Raw genomic sequence first — 15,327 nt, 5'->3', positions numbered from 1 at the left:
TCGGCGGCGAACGCGAGGGACTTGACCCCGACCCGCTGTCTCCTCCGACACGCGCGGACACTGCGAGCGCGCCCGACGATTACGGCGCCCGCCCCGACGGCATGTATGATTGACGGCGGTGCTCGCACCGGTGAGGGGCCTTAGCTCAGTTGGTAGAGCGCTTGCTTTGCAAGCAAGATGTCAGGAGTTCGAATCTCCTAGGCTCCACAGATCGAAAGCCCCGACGTCGTCGGGGCTTTCTTCCGCTTCACGGAAGTCCTGGCTCTCCCCCAGCAGACAGTGCCAGGCTGGACCCATGACTCTGCCGCACGCTGACATCGATCCGGACGGACTGCTCGAGTACTCGGTGGTGTTCACCGACCGGTCACTCAATCACATGTCGAAACGGTTCGTCGGGATCATGCAGCAGACCATCGACATCCTCTGCGAGGCATACCGCGCCGACAGCGTCGCACTCGTCAACGGCGGTGGCAGCTTCGCGATGGAATCCGTCGCCAGGCATCTGGCCACGGGCAGACGCGCCCTCATCGTGCGCAACGGCCTCTTCTCGTACCGCTGGTCGCAGATCCTCGAGATGGGCGGCATCGCGTCCGATGTCACCGTGTGCCTGGCCCGCCCCGACGGCGACGACGTGCAGGCCGCGTGGAGCCCCGCGCCGATCGACGAGGTGGTCGCCGCCATTCGCGCCAAGCGTCCGGAGGTCGTCTTCGCCCCGCACGTCGAGACGGCAGCCGGGATCATCCTGACCGACGACTACGTGCGCGCGCTCGCGGACGCCACGCACGAGGTGGGCGGGGTGCTCGTGCTCGACTGCATCGCCTCCGGCGCGATGTGGGTCGACATGAGCGATCTCGGCGTCGACGTGCTTCTCTCCGCTCCGCAGAAGGGCTGGAGCGGTTCTCCCGGAGTCGGGTACGTGATGCTCAGCGGCACGGGTCGGGATGCCGTGGCAGCGGGCACCGCGACGAGCTTCGCGCTCGACCTGAACCGCTGGCTGAGCATCTCCGACGGCTATCGGGACGGCTCGGCCGGCTACCACTCGACCATGCCCACCGACACCATCGCACGCAACCTGCAGCAGATGATCGCGACCCGTGAGCGCGGCTTCGACGCGCTGCGCCGCGCACAGATCGAGTTGGGCACGCGTGTTCGTGCGCTTCTGGCGGAGCACGGGCTGCGGTCAGTCGCCGCATCCGGCTTCGCCTCTCCGAGCGTGGTCGTGGTACACACCACCGAACCCGACCTGCGCAGTGCCGCCGCATTCAAGGATCACGGCGTGCAGGTCGCCGCCGGCGTGCCGCTGCACTGCGACGAGCCGGACGGCTTCTCCACCTTCCGGGTCGGGCTGTTCGGCCTCGACAAGCTCGACGACGTGGATGCGGCGGTCGCCCGTCTCGAGAGAGCGCTCGTCGCTCTCCGCGACTGAGCGACGACGGCACACACAGGAGGATTCTGTGGCGGAGATTCTGCGGATGGATTCCGACGACGTCGCCGACGTGGAGGAGATCTGGAAGACATTCGTGCCGTCCGCGTCGCTGCTGCGCATCGACCCGGCGGACTTCGCCTTCCGATGGCGGTCGGCGACACTGGGCGACCTCGCGATCGTGCGGTACTCGCTCACCGCGGAGGTGCACTCCCGCGTGCAGCCCGAGGACCAGCTCTTCGCATGCCGGCTGGTCGCCGCCGACGGTGTGCTGCGCACCCGTCGATCGATCATCGACGCCGGGGCCCCGTGGGCGACCGACAGCGCGCTGGTCGAAGCGGAATGGAACGGCACGGCAGAGGTGTCGGCCCTCCTCTTCGATCGTGGCCGCGCTCAGGAGCTCGCACGGCGGATCACCGGGGATGAGCTTCTTTCGCTGCGGCTGACGTCGGTGCATCCCCGCTCCGACCTGGCGGCGCGCCAGTGGGTCCGTGCGTTCGACTACCTGCTCACCTCGGCGCTGTCGCTCGACGACGCGGGTGATGAGCTGATCGAGGCGGGTCTCGCTCGACACGCGCTCACGACGATCCTCGGCTGCTTCCCCTCGACCTTCTCCTCGGCGATCACCCGTGATGGTGGCGGTGAGAGAGCGGCGACCGTGCGCCGAGCTCTGACCTACATCGATGAGAACGCCCACCTGCCGATCACGGTGGACGAGGTCGCGGAGGCCGTGCACATGTCGACTCGCGGACTGCAGTACGCCTTCCGCCGTGGCATCGACATGACCCCGACCGAGTACCTGCGTCGGGTGCGACTCGACGGCGCGCACCGTGATCTGCGCAACGGCGGCGTCGACGAGTCGGTCACCCGCATCGCGCGGCGCTGGGGGTTCGCCAACAGCTCGCGGTTCAGCGCGCTGTACCGGCAGACCTACGGCCGTTCGGCCAAGGAGACCCTGCAGGAGCACTGAGCGGCGGCATCCTCCTCGCCGAGGGGGTCATCGAGCCGGTCGGGACCACCTGTCCCGCCGGCGCCGGCGCCGCGACTACTGTGAGTGCATGGACCTGCGCGTCGCCGCCTACGGGATCGTCACCGACGACGAAGGCCGGGTGCTGCTGGCCCGGTGGATCGAAGGGCGTCGGGTGGCGTGGACGCTTCCCGGGGGCGGGCTGGAAGAGGGCGAGGATCCCGAGACGGCCGTGCGTCGCGAGCTCCGTGAGGAGACGGGCTTCCGGATCGAGACGACGGGGCTGCTCGGCATCCACTCCCGGGTGATCCCGGCATCGCGCCGCGTGCGCCGCGACGAGAGGAAGGTGCCGCTGCACACTCTGCGGATCGTCTACCGGGCAGAGGTCACCGGCGGTGAGCTGCGGTTCGAGAGGAACGGATCGACCGACATGGCCGCCTGGTTCACCCTCGACGAGGCCGCCGCGCTGCAGCGCGTGAAGCTCGTCGACATCGGGCTGCGGATGGCGGGCCTGCTGCCGGAGTGAGCGGCGCTAGTCGCGGACCGCTTCAGGCTGGGAGATGCCGGCGACCGTCGCGCCGTAGGCACGGATCAGGTGGTCGGCCTCGACGAAGAGGCTGTGGCCGTGCACACCGGCACCCATCGCGATGCGGCGTCCGACGATGCTCTCGTCCGCGTACACCGGCCAGTCGGTGGTGCTGCCGATCGGCACGATCGTGCCGCGCTCGTAACCGGTGGCGGCCAGCGCCAGCTCGGGCTCGGGCAGACGCAGCCTGTTCACGCCGACGATCGCGCGCAGCTTCGGCCACGAGATGGAACGCCCACCGGGCACCAGGGCGAAGAGGTACGAAGGCTCGGTCCCTGAGCCGGTCGCCTGTACGGAGCTGACGTCAGCGGGTCGTCGTGACGACGTCTTCACGACGAGGGTCTTCACGATGTCGGACGGCTGCAGACCGAGCAGAGCGGCTGCCTCCGTCAGACTGTGCGCCTGCGGCCGCTCGCGGATCTCGATGTCGAGTCCGCGTGCGGCCGCAGCAGCACGCACCCGCTGATGCGGGTCGGCTTCAGTCACGCGTTGGGCGGCGACAGCGGGTCGTCGGCGACCCACAGCTCGTCATCTGCACGCAGGGCCTGCCATGCGGCGGCGACGACGCCGACGGCGGCGGCCACACCGAGCACGATCGCGACGACCGAGCCGAAGCCCATGCTCTTCTTGGCCGGCGCGACGTGGCGCGGACCCCATCCGAGGTCGTGTCGCTTCTTGTTCGCGACATCCCAGGCCGACAGGGCGGTTCCGACGACGCCACCCACGACGGGAACGACCCGCTCATCGACGACGTGCTTGCCGAACTTCACGCTGCGATCGACGGCCGGGGCGAGGTGGCGCTCGTACGAGTCGTGCACGGACGGCATGACCTGCTCGCGATTGAAGTTGCCGAGCTGACGTCCGGCCTCACGGGCGACGTCGGCAGCGTGGCCGACGAGCACCTGCTGCGACTCCCAGAGTCGTCCGGCCTCCTGCTGAAGTCGACGCAGTTCCTTCTTGCGCTTGCGGCTGAGATTCACGTTGCTCTCCCGTCGGTCGGTCGATGTCCGTTCCGCTGATCATCCAACCACAACACGCTGAATACGAGCAGAGTCTGGCGGTCGGGGCCCGGAAAGGAGACAATACGCCGCGCCCGCACAGGACTGCTCTGCGACAATGGAGCCATGCCTCACGCATCTCACGTCGCAACCATGCACACCAACCACGGTGACATCGTCATCAACCTGTTCGGAGACCACGCTCCGAACACGGTCGCCAACTTCGTCGGCCTCGCCGACGGATCGAAGGCGTGGACGCACCCCGCCACCGGCAAGCCGGGCGAGGGCCCGCTCTACAAGGACGTCATCTTCCACCGCATCATCCCCAACTTCATGATCCAGGGCGGCGACCCGCTCGGTCAGGGCATCGGCGGACCCGGCTACAACTTCAACGACGAGATCCACCCTGAGCTGAACTTCAACGACCCGTACGTGCTCGCCATGGCCAACGCCGGTCTGCGCCGCAACGCCATCACCGGCCAGGCCGAGGGCACCAACGGCTCGCAGTTCTTCATTACGACCGACCCGACCCCGTGGCTGCAGGGCAAGCACACGATCTTCGGCGTCGTCGCCGATGATGCGTCCAAGGCCGTCGTCGACGAGATCGCCGCGGTGCGCACCGGCGCGCAGGATCGTCCCGTCGAGGACGTCGTGCTGCACTCGGTCGACATCGTCGCCAACTGACACACGACCGCTCGAGCCGATCCGGATGACCTCTCCTGATTTCACGCGCAACCGCGAGAACTTCTGCTACCGGCATCCGGATCGGCAGAGCTTCGTGCTCTGCCAGCGCTGCACGCGCACCGTCTGCGCCGACTGCCAGACCCAGGCGCCCGTCGGCGTCATCTGCCCGGAGTGCATGAAAGCCGACCGCAAGGCGCAGACTCCCGCGCAGCGCCGCGCCCACCGCGCCTGGCGCACCACGAGCGGCTCATCGCAGCCGATCGCGACCTACGCGATCATCGCCGTCACCTCGGTCGTGGGCCTGCTGCAGCTGCTGCTCGGGCCGATCGTCGATCGCACCCTGCTGTTCGCGACGCCGTTCCTCTTGCCCGACATGTTCGGCGGCGACTTCTCCTTCCAGCCGTGGCGGATGCTGACGTCGATGCTCGTGCACTCCGGCATCACGCACTTCCTGCTGAACATGCTGGCGCTGTGGATGATCGGTCGCAGTCTCGAGCCCCTGCTGGGGCGAGGGAGGTTCGTCGCTCTCTATCTCATCGGCGGACTCGGCGGCTCGGTGGCGATGGCTGTGCTCGACCCTGTCGTCGCCACGGTGGGCGCCTCCGGCGGCATCTTCGCGCTGATGGGCGCGCTCCTCGTGATCGGGCGGCACATCGGCGCGAACATCCGCGGAATCCTGGTGATCCTCGCCATCAACCTCGCGATCGGGTTCATCCAGACTCTGAACATCGCATGGCAGGCGCACATCGGCGGGGCGGCTGTCGGGGCGCTGGTGGGTCTGATCTTCGCCCGCACCCGGAAGCGCTCGCAGCGCACGGCTCAGATCCTGCTGCTCGTCGCGCTCACGGTCGTTCTTCTGGCGATCGCGTTCCTGGTGACGCCGATCGTGCTGCGCAGCCTGTTCTGACGCTGCGGCTCCGGCCCGACCCGAGTTCTGCACACTCTCTGCACACCCTGTCCACAGGGCTCTGCACATGATGTCCCCGGGTTATCCACAGAGTTGTCCACACCTGGGGAGAATTACACCGGTGTTATTCACAGGTGGAGAGGGTTGTTAACAACCCTCTGGGGAAAGCGAGACGCCCCCTCACCGGACGGTGAGAGGGCGTGTCGACGAGCGGGAGCGGCGCGGAGGTCAGCGCCAGCGGGTCGTCATCAGGAAGCCGATGAGCGCGATGCCCAAGCCGATGCCGAGGTTCCACGAGTCCAGACCCGGGATGGGGAAGCGGGAGCCGGAGATGTAGTAGACGAGGATCCACGCCAGACCCAGCAGCATGAAGCCGACCATGACGGGCTTGAACCACACGGCGTTCGGAGCGGCATCGCCCTCGGGACGCTCGACGGCGGGCTCTTCGGGGTTGCGGTCACGTGCCATGAGCATCATTGTAGCCGGGCGAATAGACTTCCCCCTATGCATGCGGTCGCGTCGTCCCGGGCCTCGCTGCGGGGTTCGAAGCCGGCGCGCAGGCGCTCCCGCGCGACCTTCGCCAGCGTGCTCGGCGAACTGCTGCTCACCGCCGGCGTGCTCGTGCTGCTGTTCGTCTCCTGGCAGATGTGGATCGGCGACCTCATCATCGGCGCCGAGAACAATGTCAGAGGCGCCGAGCTCTCGGCCCAGTGGGCCGAGGCATCGCCCCCCGCACCTCCGCCCGTGCTCGAGCAGGGCGACCAGAAGGTCTACGAGCCGCCCGTGCTCCCGCATCCGGCCGACGCCGAGGTGTTCGCGAACATGCGCATCCCGAGGTTCGGCGACGACTACAACGTGCACATCGCCGGCGGGACCTCACGCGAGCGGACCCTCGACAGGATCGGCATCGGCCTCTACGAGCAGTCGAAGATGCCGGGAGAGGTGGGCAACTTCTCGCTCGCCGGCCACCGCACGACCTGGGGCAAGCCGTTCAACCGCATCGACAAGCTGCGTCTCGACGACGCGATCGTCGTCGAGACCGAAGTCGGCTGGTACACGTACCGGTTCCGCAATCTGCAGTACGTGAAGCCGTCCGCGGGGGATGTGCTGCTCGACGTGCCGCAGATGCCGCAGGTCGCCCCGTCTGATCGGTTCATCACCCTCACGGCCTGCTCTCCGCTGTACTCGCTCGCGGAGCGCATCGTCGCGTACGGGGTGTTCGAGAGCTTCCAGCCGCGCGCGGAGGGGCCGCCCGCGTCGCTCGCGTCGGTCGATGAGGCCAGTCCGTCCGCCGAAGGAGTCCGCTGATGTACGCAGCCCTGTGGCACCTGCTGCCCGGACCGTGGTGGGTGCGCCTGTTCATCCTGCTGCTGCTGGTGGCGGCTGTGCTCTACGCGCTGTTCTTCCACGTCTTCCCCTGGATCAGTCCGCTGATCACGCCCGGCGAGGTGGACCTGCAGTGACAGCACGGGTGCTCGTGGTCGACAACCACGACAGCTTCGTGCACACCCTGATCGGCTACCTCCGCGAGCTGGGCGCGGAGGTGGTGATGGTGGAGGCGGATGCCGCCGGACCCGCTCCGGATGCCGAGGTGCGCCACCACTGGCGCGAGCTCCTGCTCGGTTTCGACGCCGTGATGATCTCTCCCGGACCCGGTTCGCCCGCGGATGCCGGTGCGTCGATCGAGGTCGTGCGCCTGGCGGCGGAGATCGGGATGCCGCTGCTCGGCGTCTGCCTCGGCCACCAGACGATCGGCGAGGCCTTCGGCGGCGCGGTCGGCGCGGCGCCGGAGCTGATGCACGGCATGGTCTCGCAGGTGAGCCACGACGCATCATCGCTGTTCGACGGCATCCCCTCGCCGTTCGCGGCGGGACGCTACCACTCGCTCGCCCTCGACGATGCGTCGCTGCCGCCGATGCTGCGTGTCAGCGCGCGAGCCGAGCACGGCACGATCATGGCGGTCGAGCATGACGCCCTGCCGATCATCGGAGTGCAGTTCCACCCCGAGAGCGTGCTCACCGAGCACGGGCACCGTCTGCTCGGCAACTGGCTCGCGTCCGTGCGCGCGGACGGGGTGGGGTGTCAGCCCGTCGGAGGCACGCAGTAGCGTAGCTCGACGGTGGAGTGGATGGGCACCTCGCCCGGCGACTTCGACATCGAGGCGACGACATTCGGCGTCTGTCCCTCGGCGCACGGTCCGAGCTCGACGGGCTCCGCCTCGAGGCCGAGCTTCTCGAGCTGCCCTTTCGCGGCATCCATCGAGAAGCCGGTCATGTCCTCGAGCGTGACGTTGCCGTTCGCGATGACGAGGTCGACGACCGTCCCCGGGGCGACCTGAGATCCGGCCGCCTCGCTCGCGCTGAGCACTGTTCCCGCCTGAGCGTCCTTGTCGTTCTGGGGCCGCACGGTGCCGAGTTCGAGCCGCGCCGCACCCAGAACCTGCTTCGCGGCATCCTGCGACAGCCCCTCCACCGTGGGCATCTCGACCGTGTCGGCGCCGGTCGAGACGTACACGATCACCGAGGTGCCGGCGGTCAGCTTCGCGCCGGTCGTCGGCGCTGAGCGGATGACGCGTCCTTCGTCGAAGTCGACGCTCGCCTCCTCCCGCATGTCGGGGATCAGCCCTCTCTCCTGCAGGGCGTCCTCGGCATCGTCGGCTGTGAGGTTGACGAGGTTCGGCACGGTCACCGACGACGTGGGCACATCCTTCGGCTGCATGGCCAGGGTGACCACCCAGATGAGCACCGAGATCAGCAGCACCGCCAGCAGGGCCACGCCCGCCCAGATCCAGGCCACCGGCGGGCCGGACTGCGTGCGGGTCATCGTCGTGTCCGTGCTCAGCTGACGCAGCGACCGCGCGGTCTCCTGCGCCTGCCGCGGGTTGGAGCCGTAGAGCTCGCTGGTGAGGGCTCCGATGTCCCTCTTGCTCGGCGCATGGCCGTCGGCGACCGCTTTCAGAGCGAGGCGGAACGATCCGGCGTCGGGGAATCGCTGGTAGGGGTCTTTCGCGAGGGCGCGCAGCACGATGGCATCCATCGACCGCGGCAGCTGCTCATTGACCTCTGTCGGGGGCAGCGGCGTCTCGCTGACGTGCTGGTAGGCGACGGCGACGGGGGAGTCGCCGCGGAACGGCTGGCGACCCGTGAGCATCTCGTACAGCACGACCCCGGCCGAGTAGAGGTCGGTGCGCGCATCGACCGCCTCGCCCTTGGCCTGCTCGGGGGAGAAGTACGCGGCGGTGCCGAGGATCTGCGTCGTCTCGGCGACGGTCGACGACGAGTCGGACACGGCGCGGGCGATGCCGAAGTCCATCACCTTCACGGTGCCCTTGTCGGTGATCATCACGTTGCCCGGCTTGATGTCGCGATGCACGACGCCGGCGCGATGCGAGTACTCGAGCGCCTCGAGGATGCCGTCCTCGTAGCGGATCGCGTCGGCGACCGGAAGCGGACCCTTCGCGATGATGTCCTTGAGCAGGGTGCCCTGCACCAGCTCCATCACGATGTACGGCTCGGTCTGCTCCGCCGCGTCGCCCGGCTGCTGCGTCCGCGACGCCGTCGACGGGTCACCGGCGTCGTAGACACGCACGATCGAGGGGTGCGACATGCGCGATGCCGCCTGCGCTTCGAGACGGAAGCGGGTGCGGAACGCGGTGTCGCGCGCGAGTTCCGGGTCGAGGATCTTGATCGCGACCTCGCGTCCGAGCGTCAGATCGTAGCCGCGGTGCACTCTGGCCATGCCGCCATGACCGATGACCTCATCGACGCGGTAGCGACCGGCGATGATGCGCGGCTCTGGCGACACAGACGACTCCCCTCAGACCTCTCGGACGACCTCTTCCAGATTACTGGGTGGGGGCTGTGCCCCCGGTGTCACCGGCGCCCTCACCGGCGCCCCCGTCGGCGGGCGGGGGCGGGGTGGCGGGGGCCTCGATCTGCTTCTCCATCTGCGGCGAACGCGGGGACGGCATGTCGTTTCCGCAGAACGCGACGTAGCTGGCCGTCACCGTGGCACCGGGAGTGCCCGTGATGGTGATCGGCGCGCTGAGCTGACCGCGGCTGAACGTGCGATCCGCGCTGCCGTCATCGAAGGTCGCGTTGGTGAGCTTGACCTCGTACGCCGAGAGGGCCGGCACACCGGACGGGCATTCGAAGTTCGTCCAGTTCAGGGTGACCGTGGCGCCCGTGGTCGGGGTGTCGCTGAGGCTCGGCGCCGAACCGGGCTCGGGAATGCTGACCGCGGCCTTGTAGGTCGTGAGCGTGATCACGGTGCCCTCTTCGACGTTGCCCGAGGGGCTGACGCTCTGCACCCAGCCCTCGCGGTCGGAGGAGGGGGCGGCGGTGTTGCCTTCGACGCAGTCGCCGTCGAGACCGGCCTCGATGAGGGTCTGCTTCGCGTCCTCGCACGGCCGCTCGACGAGATCGAGGTCGCCGACGTTGACGAGTGCCTTCTCGGGTGCGCTCGGCGTGGCCGAGCTCGGCTTCGGCTTGGGCGACGCCGGGCTCGACGTCGACGCCGCGGGCTTGGCCTCATCCTGATTGCTGAGCATGGCGATCAGCGTGCCGCCGAGCACGAGCACGAGCAGCGCGATCAGGGCGATGAGCGGCCACGTCCACGGGCTGCGCTTGCGCTTCTTCGGCTCCTCCGGCTCGGTGGTCGTCGCGGCGACGGCTGCTCCGGAGGGAAGCTGGGCGGTCGTCGGCAGGATGCGCGTGGCCTCATCGCCGCCCATCCCGGTGAGGATGCGCGTCGCATCATCGGCATCCGCCACACCCGCACCCGCGATGGCGGGCACGGCGATCGCGGCCGAGTTCAGGTCGCCGCGGCGCAGGGCCTGCGCGGCGCGCGAGACCGTCGCCGCCGACGACGGCCGATCGGCCGGCTTCTTCGCGATCATCGCCATGACGAGGTTGCGCACGGGCGCCGGCACCGAATCGGGCAGCGGCGGAGGCTGCTCGTTGATCTGCGCCATCGCGATGGCCACCTGCGATTCTCCGGTGAACGGCCGCTTGCCCGCGAGGCTCTCGTACGCGACGATGCCGAGCGAGTACACGTCGGTCGCGGGCGACGCCGCATGCCCGGAGGCCTGCTCGGGCGACAGGTACTGCACGGTGCCCATCACCTGTCCGGTGGCGGTCAGCGGCACCTGGTCGGCGATGCGGGCGATGCCGAAGTCGGTGATCTTCACGCGCCCATCGGGCGTGATCAGCAGGTTGCCCGGCTTGATGTCGCGGTGCACGAGACCGGCCGCGTGCGCGGCCTGCAGCGCCGACGCGGTCTGCGCGACGATGTCGAGCGTCTTGTCGGGGCTCAGCGCTCCGTCGCGTTCGAGGATCGTCGACAGCGCCTCGCCTGGCACGAGTTCCATGACAAGGAAGGCGGAGCCGTTCTCCTCGCCGTAGTCGAACACGCTGGCGATGCCCTCGTGGTTGACGAGCGCGGCGTGGCGAGCCTCGGCGCGGAAGCGCTCGAGGAAGCCCGGATCGCCCATGTACTCGTCCTTGAGGATCTTGATGGCGACGGTGCGACCGATCACGTGGTCGGTCGCCTCCCACACCTCGCCCATGCCGCCGATCGCAATCCGCGACAACAGCTCGTAGCGTCCTCCGAAAGACACACCCTGCGTCGGCCTCATCTGCCCAGCACCGCCTCTATGACCTTCTTCGCAATCGGAGCGGCGATCGCGTTGCCGCTGCCCGATGTGCCTCTTCCACCGCCGTCTTCGACGACGACTGCCACCGCGACCTGCGGATCCTCCGCAGGCGCGAAACCTGTGAACCACAGCGTGTACGGCTTGCCGCCGTTCTCCGCCGTGCCCGTCTTTCCGGCGACATCGACGCCGTCTATTCTTGCACCCGTCGCCGCTCCCGACGCGACGCCCTCGACCAGCACAGCGGTCAGGGCATCGGCCGCCTCGGGGTCGAGTGCTTCGGCCAGGACCTCGTCGTCGAACTGCGTGTGCACGGCGAAGTCATCGCCGATCACGGCATCCACCATCCGCGGCTTCATCACCGTGCCGTCATTGGCCAGTCCGGCGGCGACCATCGCGATCGTGAGCGGTGTCGCGGTGACCTTGCCCTGGCCGAACCCGGTGAGGGCGGTCGCGTCGTCGCTGAGCCCGGACGGGTAGCTCGAGGGCGTGACGGCGAGGGGGATCTCGAGGTCGGTGTTGAAGCCGAACTTCTCGGCCATCTCGCGGATGCGCTTGTCGCCGAGCTCGACCGCGAGCTCGGCCATCGGGATGTTGCAGCTGAGCTTCAGCGCCTGCGCCAGCGTCGTGGTCTCGCCGTCGCCGCAGGCGCCGCCCCACGCGTTCGACACGGTCGTGCTCGTGCCGGGCAGTGTGTAGCGGGCCGGGTTCGGGAAGGTCGAGTCGAGGGTCCACTCGCCGGATGCCAGCGCCGCGGCGGCGACGACGACCTTGAAGGTCGACCCTGGCGGGTTCAGGTTGCCCCCGATGGCGCGGTTGTACAGCGGCTTGTCGGGATCGGCCGCCAGACGGTCGTACTCGGCCTCGACGACCGCGGGGTCGTGCGCGGCGAGGGCGTTCGTGTCGAAACCGGGGGTCGAGACCATGGCGAGCACGCGGCCCGTCGCCGGTTCGATGGCGACGACGGCGCCCTTCAGGCCCTGCATGGCGTCATACGCCGCGCGCTGCGCCTGCGGATCCATGGTCAGCTGGACGCTGAGACCCTGCTGCGGCTGACCGGAGAGGATGCGCTCGATCTCGCCGAAGAACGCGTTCGACCCGGTGCCGGAGAGATCGGAATTGAGGGCGCCCTCGATGCCGGTGCGCGAATCGAGCACGGGGTTGTAGTAGCCGGTGATCGGCGCCCACAGCGCGGGGTCGCTGTACATCCGCTGGTACTGGTACCGATCGTCGGCCGGCACGGATGTCGCGATGGCGGTGCCGTCGACGATGATCGACCCGCGCTGGATCTGGTAGCTGTCCAGGCGCGTGCGCGTGTTCGCGGGGTTCTGCGCCAGGCTGTCGGCGTCGACCACCTGGATCCAGCTCGTCGCAGCGAACAGCGACAGGAACATCGCGAGGATGACGAAACTCAGTCGGCGCAGCTCTTTGGTCATCAGCCGATCACCACCCTGGGCTGGCGGCGCACCGCATCGCTGATGCGCAACAGCAGCGCGACGATCAGCCAGTTGGCCACGAGCGACGAGCCGCCGGCGGCGAGGAACGGCGTGGTCAGACCGGTGAGCGGGATCACCCGGGTGACTCCGCCGACCATGATGAACACCTGCAGCGCGATCGTGAACGACAGCCCGGCGGCGAGCAGCTTGCCGAAGTCGTCCTGCCCGGCCATCCCGATGCGCAGACCGCGACTCACGAACACCATGTACAGGCAGAGGATCGCGAACAGCCCGACGATGCCCAGCTCCTCACCGAGGCTCGGAATGATGTAGTCGCTGTGCGCGAGCGGGGTGATCTGCGGGCGGCCCTGGCCCCACCCCGTGCCGATCAGACCGCCGTGCGCCAGGCCGAAGATGCCCTCGACCAGCTGATAGCTGCCGCCGTCGCGGGAGATCACATCGGGGTTGAACGCGTCGAGCCAGTTCCTGAAGCGTCCCTGCACGTAGGCGAGCACACGGGTCGCGAGGAAGACTCCGACCGCGACGCCGGCGAGACCGATGAGCACCCAGCTCGTCTTCCCCGTGGCGACGTAGAGCATCGCGATGAACATGCCGAAGATCAGCACACCGGTGCCGAGGTCGCGCTGCGTCACGATGATCAGCAGCGACAGCAGCCAGACCACGAGCACCGGGCCCAGTTCGCGCATGCGGGGCCACGTGATCCCGAGAACCCGTCGGCCCACCGAGCTGAGGCTCTCCCGCGTGCGCACCAGGTAGCCGGCGAAGAAGATCGCCAGGCAGATCTTGGCCAGCTCGCCGGGCTGGAACGACACGACACCGCCGAGCGACACCCACACGTCTGCGTTCACGCCGCGCGCGCGCAGCCCGGGAATGAACGGCAGGATCAGCAGCACGATGCCGGCGAGGCCCGAGACATAGGTGAACCGGTAGAGCACGCGGTAGTTGCGCAGCGCGATCACGATCGCGATCGCGCCGGCGAGGGAGAGCGCCGTCCATGCGAGCTGCTTGCTCGAGAACGCGTCCCACCCGGTGAGCTTCGTCGCGATGTCGATGCGGTGGATCATGGCGATGCCGAGACCCGTGAGCACCGTCGCGATGGGCAGCACGAAGGGGTCGGCGTCGGATGCCACGATGCGCAGCACCACGTGCAGCGCGAAGACCAGCACGCCGAGACCTCCGGCGAAGAGCAGGATCGTGGGGTTGATGGCCTGCTGGGCGCCCAGCTGCACGAGGGTCAGCGCCGCCCCGGAGATGAGCAGCGCGAACAGCAGCAGCCAGAACTCCCGGTTGCGCTGCTTCTGCGGCATCCGGATCTTCTTCAGCGCCTTCAGCACGCTGGTGTCGGCCGAGACGGCGGTCATGGCGTCGGCACCTCCGTGGTCGCGGTGGGTGAGGGCTGGGGCAGCGGCGGCTCGACGGGCAGCACCATCTTCGCGAGGCGATCGGTGATCGCCTCCGCGTCGGCGAGCGAGCGGGCGTTGATCGTCCGCTCGACCGACGAGCGCTGGTACGACTGCAGATCGGCGAGCAGGATGCCGGTGTCCTTGACCTCTGTCGACAGGGAGAGGGGGCCGATGCTCTGCTGCACGCCGCGGTAGATGACGACGCTGTCGTCGTCCGCCCCGACGAAGTAGCGGGTCTGCGTCCAGTTGTACGCGAGGAATCCGGCGCCGACCAGGGCGAGGACGGCGAGGAACAGCGCGAACAGCCAGGCGAAGCGTCGCCGGCGGGCACGACGCCGATCCTCCTCGATGATCTCCTCGAAGAAGTCGTCGGAGTCCGGTTCGAAGTGGCTGGGCTCGTTCGCGGCCTGCAGCACGGGATGCAGCCACCCGGTGAGCGAGGGTCGCGGCGCCGGCACCGGCAGCTCCGACGGGTTGGACGCGGCGCCGACGATGGTCGGGGTGCCGGAGGAGAGGGGATGCGCCCCGCCGACGTCGACGAGCACGATCGTGACGTTGTCGGGCGCGCCGCCGTCGAGGGCCTGCTTCAGCAGATTGTCGGCCGTGCGACCCGGGGCGAGGCCGAGGCGCATCGCCTTCGCGATGTGCTCGTCGTCGACGACGCCGGACAGTCCGTCCGAGCACAGCAGCCAGCGATCGCCGGGCCGCGCCGGCATGACGAACATGTCGAGGTCAGGAGCGATGTCCATGTCGCTGAGCACGCGCATGAGCACCGAGCGGCGGGGGTGGTAGCGGGCCTCTTCGAGCGTGATGCGGCCCGAGTCGACCAGGCGCTGCACGAACGTGTGGTCGGTGGTGATCTGGGTGAGCGCGTCATCGCGGTACAGATAGATGCGCGAGTCGCCGATGTGGCCGATGACCGCGTGGTCGTCGACCATCACGACGGCGCAGAGCGTGGTGCCGAGGCCTGCGAGCTCCGGACGCTCCTTCGACGCCTGCACCAGGTCGCCGGCAGCGGTCGTGGCCGCCGCCTGCAGCTCGGCCTGCGCGTCGTCGGTGGACGCGTAGGCGTGGTCGAGCGCCTCCATGCGTGCGATGGCCAGGGTCGAGGCGACGTCTCCGCCGGCGTGACCGCCCATGCCGTCGGCGACGACGAACAGGTTCGCACCGGAGTATCCGGAGTCCTGATTGTTGGAGCGGACCTTCCCGGTGTGGGAGATCGCTGCGCTCGAGCCCTCGAAGACCATCTGGA

16 protein-coding genes and 1 tRNA gene are annotated in these 15,327 nt (G+C 68.7%); 9 read left to right on the top strand and 8 right to left on the bottom strand.

What is annotated here, in order from left to right:
- Nucleotides 1-134: 134 nt before the first annotated feature.
- The 4 genes from H9633_RS05615 to H9633_RS05600 all read left to right on the top strand — a co-directional run bounded on the left by H9633_RS05615 (nucleotide 135) and on the right by H9633_RS05600 (nucleotide 2,916).
- Nucleotides 135-207, top strand: a tRNA-Ala gene (locus tag H9633_RS05615).
- Nucleotides 208-295: 88 nt separating this feature from the next.
- A complete protein-coding gene (locus tag H9633_RS05610; protein ID WP_191712398.1) occupies nucleotides 296-1,426 on the top strand; it encodes an aminotransferase class V-fold PLP-dependent enzyme in 1,131 nt (376 codons plus the stop codon).
- A 28-nt stretch (nucleotides 1,427-1,454) separates the two neighbouring features.
- Entirely contained in the window at nucleotides 1,455-2,393 is a 939-nt protein-coding gene (locus tag H9633_RS05605) for an AraC family transcriptional regulator (RefSeq protein ID WP_318247206.1), read from the top strand.
- 88 nt (nucleotides 2,394-2,481) lie between these two features.
- Nucleotides 2,482-2,916, top strand: coding sequence for an NUDIX hydrolase (locus H9633_RS05600; protein ID WP_071642815.1), 435 nt, complete (start codon nucleotides 2,482-2,484; stop codon nucleotides 2,914-2,916).
- A 6-nt stretch (nucleotides 2,917-2,922) separates the two neighbouring features.
- Here the strand turns inward: H9633_RS05600 and H9633_RS05595 are convergent, their stop codons facing one another.
- A complete protein-coding gene (locus H9633_RS05595) occupies nucleotides 2,923-3,462 on the bottom strand; it encodes an aminoacyl-tRNA deacylase (RefSeq protein WP_318247205.1) in 540 nt (179 codons plus the stop codon).
- Nucleotides 3,459-3,956, bottom strand: a complete 498-nt coding sequence (locus H9633_RS05590) for a DNA helicase (RefSeq protein WP_071642813.1) — start codon at nucleotides 3,954-3,956, stop codon at nucleotides 3,459-3,461. The genes H9633_RS05595 and H9633_RS05590 overlap by 4 nt, the downstream gene beginning before the upstream one ends.
- A gap of 144 nt (nucleotides 3,957-4,100) precedes the next feature.
- Here H9633_RS05590 and H9633_RS05585 point away from each other — a divergent pair, with 144 nt between their 5' ends.
- Both H9633_RS05585 and H9633_RS05580 read left to right on the top strand, forming a co-directional pair.
- On the top strand, nucleotides 4,101-4,658 hold the full coding sequence (locus tag H9633_RS05585) for a peptidylprolyl isomerase (protein ID WP_071642811.1): 558 nt from the start codon (nucleotides 4,101-4,103) through the stop codon (nucleotides 4,656-4,658).
- A gap of 25 nt (nucleotides 4,659-4,683) precedes the next feature.
- Nucleotides 4,684-5,565, top strand: a complete 882-nt coding sequence (locus tag H9633_RS05580; RefSeq protein ID WP_071642809.1) for a rhomboid family intramembrane serine protease — start codon at nucleotides 4,684-4,686, stop codon at nucleotides 5,563-5,565.
- Between the two features lie 228 nt (nucleotides 5,566-5,793).
- Here H9633_RS05580 and H9633_RS05575 read toward each other — a convergent pair whose 3' ends face one another.
- The gene (locus tag H9633_RS05575; RefSeq protein WP_071642807.1) at nucleotides 5,794-6,033 is read right to left on the bottom strand and encodes a cell division protein CrgA; all 240 of its coding nucleotides are present in this window, start codon (nucleotides 6,031-6,033) and stop codon (nucleotides 5,794-5,796) included.
- A gap of 36 nt (nucleotides 6,034-6,069) precedes the next feature.
- Here H9633_RS05575 and H9633_RS05570 point away from each other — a divergent pair, with 36 nt between their 5' ends.
- Genes H9633_RS05570 through H9633_RS05560 form a run of 3 tightly spaced genes read left to right on the top strand, consistent with a single transcriptional unit; the run spans nucleotide 6,070 to nucleotide 7,672 of the window.
- Nucleotides 6,070-6,873, top strand: a complete 804-nt coding sequence (locus tag H9633_RS05570) for a class E sortase (protein ID WP_071642804.1) — start codon at nucleotides 6,070-6,072, stop codon at nucleotides 6,871-6,873.
- Nucleotides 6,873-7,028, top strand: coding sequence for a hypothetical protein (locus H9633_RS05565; protein ID WP_177243819.1), 156 nt, complete (start codon nucleotides 6,873-6,875; stop codon nucleotides 7,026-7,028). The genes H9633_RS05570 and H9633_RS05565 overlap by 1 nt, the downstream gene beginning before the upstream one ends.
- The gene (locus H9633_RS05560) at nucleotides 7,025-7,672 is read left to right on the top strand and encodes an anthranilate synthase component II (RefSeq protein ID WP_318247204.1); all 648 of its coding nucleotides are present in this window, start codon (nucleotides 7,025-7,027) and stop codon (nucleotides 7,670-7,672) included. The genes H9633_RS05565 and H9633_RS05560 overlap by 4 nt, the downstream gene beginning before the upstream one ends.
- Here the strand turns inward: H9633_RS05560 and pknB are convergent.
- The 5 genes from pknB to H9633_RS05535 are packed head-to-tail and all read right to left on the bottom strand — an operon-like array spanning nucleotide 7,648 to nucleotide 15,322.
- A complete protein-coding gene (gene pknB / locus H9633_RS05555; RefSeq protein ID WP_071642800.1) occupies nucleotides 7,648-9,369 on the bottom strand; it encodes a Stk1 family PASTA domain-containing Ser/Thr kinase in 1,722 nt (573 codons plus the stop codon). The genes H9633_RS05560 and pknB overlap by 25 nt on opposite strands.
- Nucleotides 9,370-9,409: 40 nt before the next feature.
- Entirely contained in the window at nucleotides 9,410-11,200 is a 1,791-nt protein-coding gene (locus H9633_RS05550; RefSeq protein WP_191712397.1) for a protein kinase domain-containing protein, read from the bottom strand.
- Entirely contained in the window at nucleotides 11,197-12,651 is a 1,455-nt protein-coding gene (locus H9633_RS05545) for a peptidoglycan D,D-transpeptidase FtsI family protein (RefSeq protein ID WP_071642796.1), read from the bottom strand. Before H9633_RS05545 ends, H9633_RS05550 begins: the two co-directional genes overlap by 4 nt.
- Nucleotides 12,651-14,033 carry an FtsW/RodA/SpoVE family cell cycle protein gene (locus H9633_RS05540; protein ID WP_071642794.1) on the bottom strand — a complete coding sequence of 461 codons (1,383 nt, stop codon included), beginning with the start codon at nucleotides 14,031-14,033 and terminating at the stop codon, nucleotides 12,651-12,653. The genes H9633_RS05545 and H9633_RS05540 overlap by 1 nt, the downstream gene beginning before the upstream one ends.
- Entirely contained in the window at nucleotides 14,030-15,322 is a 1,293-nt protein-coding gene (locus H9633_RS05535) for a PP2C family protein-serine/threonine phosphatase (protein ID WP_191712396.1), read from the bottom strand. Before H9633_RS05535 ends, H9633_RS05540 begins: the two co-directional genes overlap by 4 nt.
- Nucleotides 15,323-15,327: the final 5 nt, after the last annotated feature.

Source organism: Microbacterium commune (assembly GCF_014836945.1).
In the GTDB taxonomy this organism is placed as follows: Bacteria; Actinomycetota; Actinomycetes; order Actinomycetales; family Microbacteriaceae; genus Microbacterium; species Microbacterium commune.
Note: the sequence above shows the minus strand (reverse complement) of the source record. Positions and strands in the feature narration are given on the sequence as shown.

Bases quoted from the DNA above. Each gene is read 5' to 3' on its own strand.
- H9633_RS05610 (WP_191712398.1), top strand. From the start codon at position 296: ATGACTCTGCCGCACGCTGACATCGATCCGGACGGACTGCTCGAGTAC.
- H9633_RS05600 (WP_071642815.1), top strand. From the start codon at position 2,482: ATGGACCTGCGCGTCGCCGCCTACGGGATCGTCACCGACGACGAAGGC.
- H9633_RS05585 (WP_071642811.1), top strand. From the start codon at position 4,101: ATGCCTCACGCATCTCACGTCGCAACCATGCACACCAACCACGGTGAC.
- H9633_RS05580 (WP_071642809.1), top strand. From the start codon at position 4,684: ATGACCTCTCCTGATTTCACGCGCAACCGCGAGAACTTCTGCTACCGG.
- H9633_RS05575 (WP_071642807.1), bottom strand. From the start codon at position 6,033: ATGGCACGTGACCGCAACCCCGAAGAGCCCGCCGTCGAGCGTCCCGAG.
- H9633_RS05570 (WP_071642804.1), top strand. From the start codon at position 6,070: ATGCATGCGGTCGCGTCGTCCCGGGCCTCGCTGCGGGGTTCGAAGCCG.
- H9633_RS05565 (WP_177243819.1), top strand. From the start codon at position 6,873: ATGTACGCAGCCCTGTGGCACCTGCTGCCCGGACCGTGGTGGGTGCGC.
- H9633_RS05550 (WP_191712397.1), bottom strand. From the start codon at position 11,200: ATGAGGCCGACGCAGGGTGTGTCTTTCGGAGGACGCTACGAGCTGTTG.
- H9633_RS05545 (WP_071642796.1), bottom strand. From the start codon at position 12,651: ATGACCAAAGAGCTGCGCCGACTGAGTTTCGTCATCCTCGCGATGTTC.
- H9633_RS05540 (WP_071642794.1), bottom strand. From the start codon at position 14,033: ATGACCGCCGTCTCGGCCGACACCAGCGTGCTGAAGGCGCTGAAGAAG.
- H9633_RS05535 (WP_191712396.1), bottom strand. From the start codon at position 15,322: ATGGTCTTCGAGGGCTCGAGCGCAGCGATCTCCCACACCGGGAAGGTC.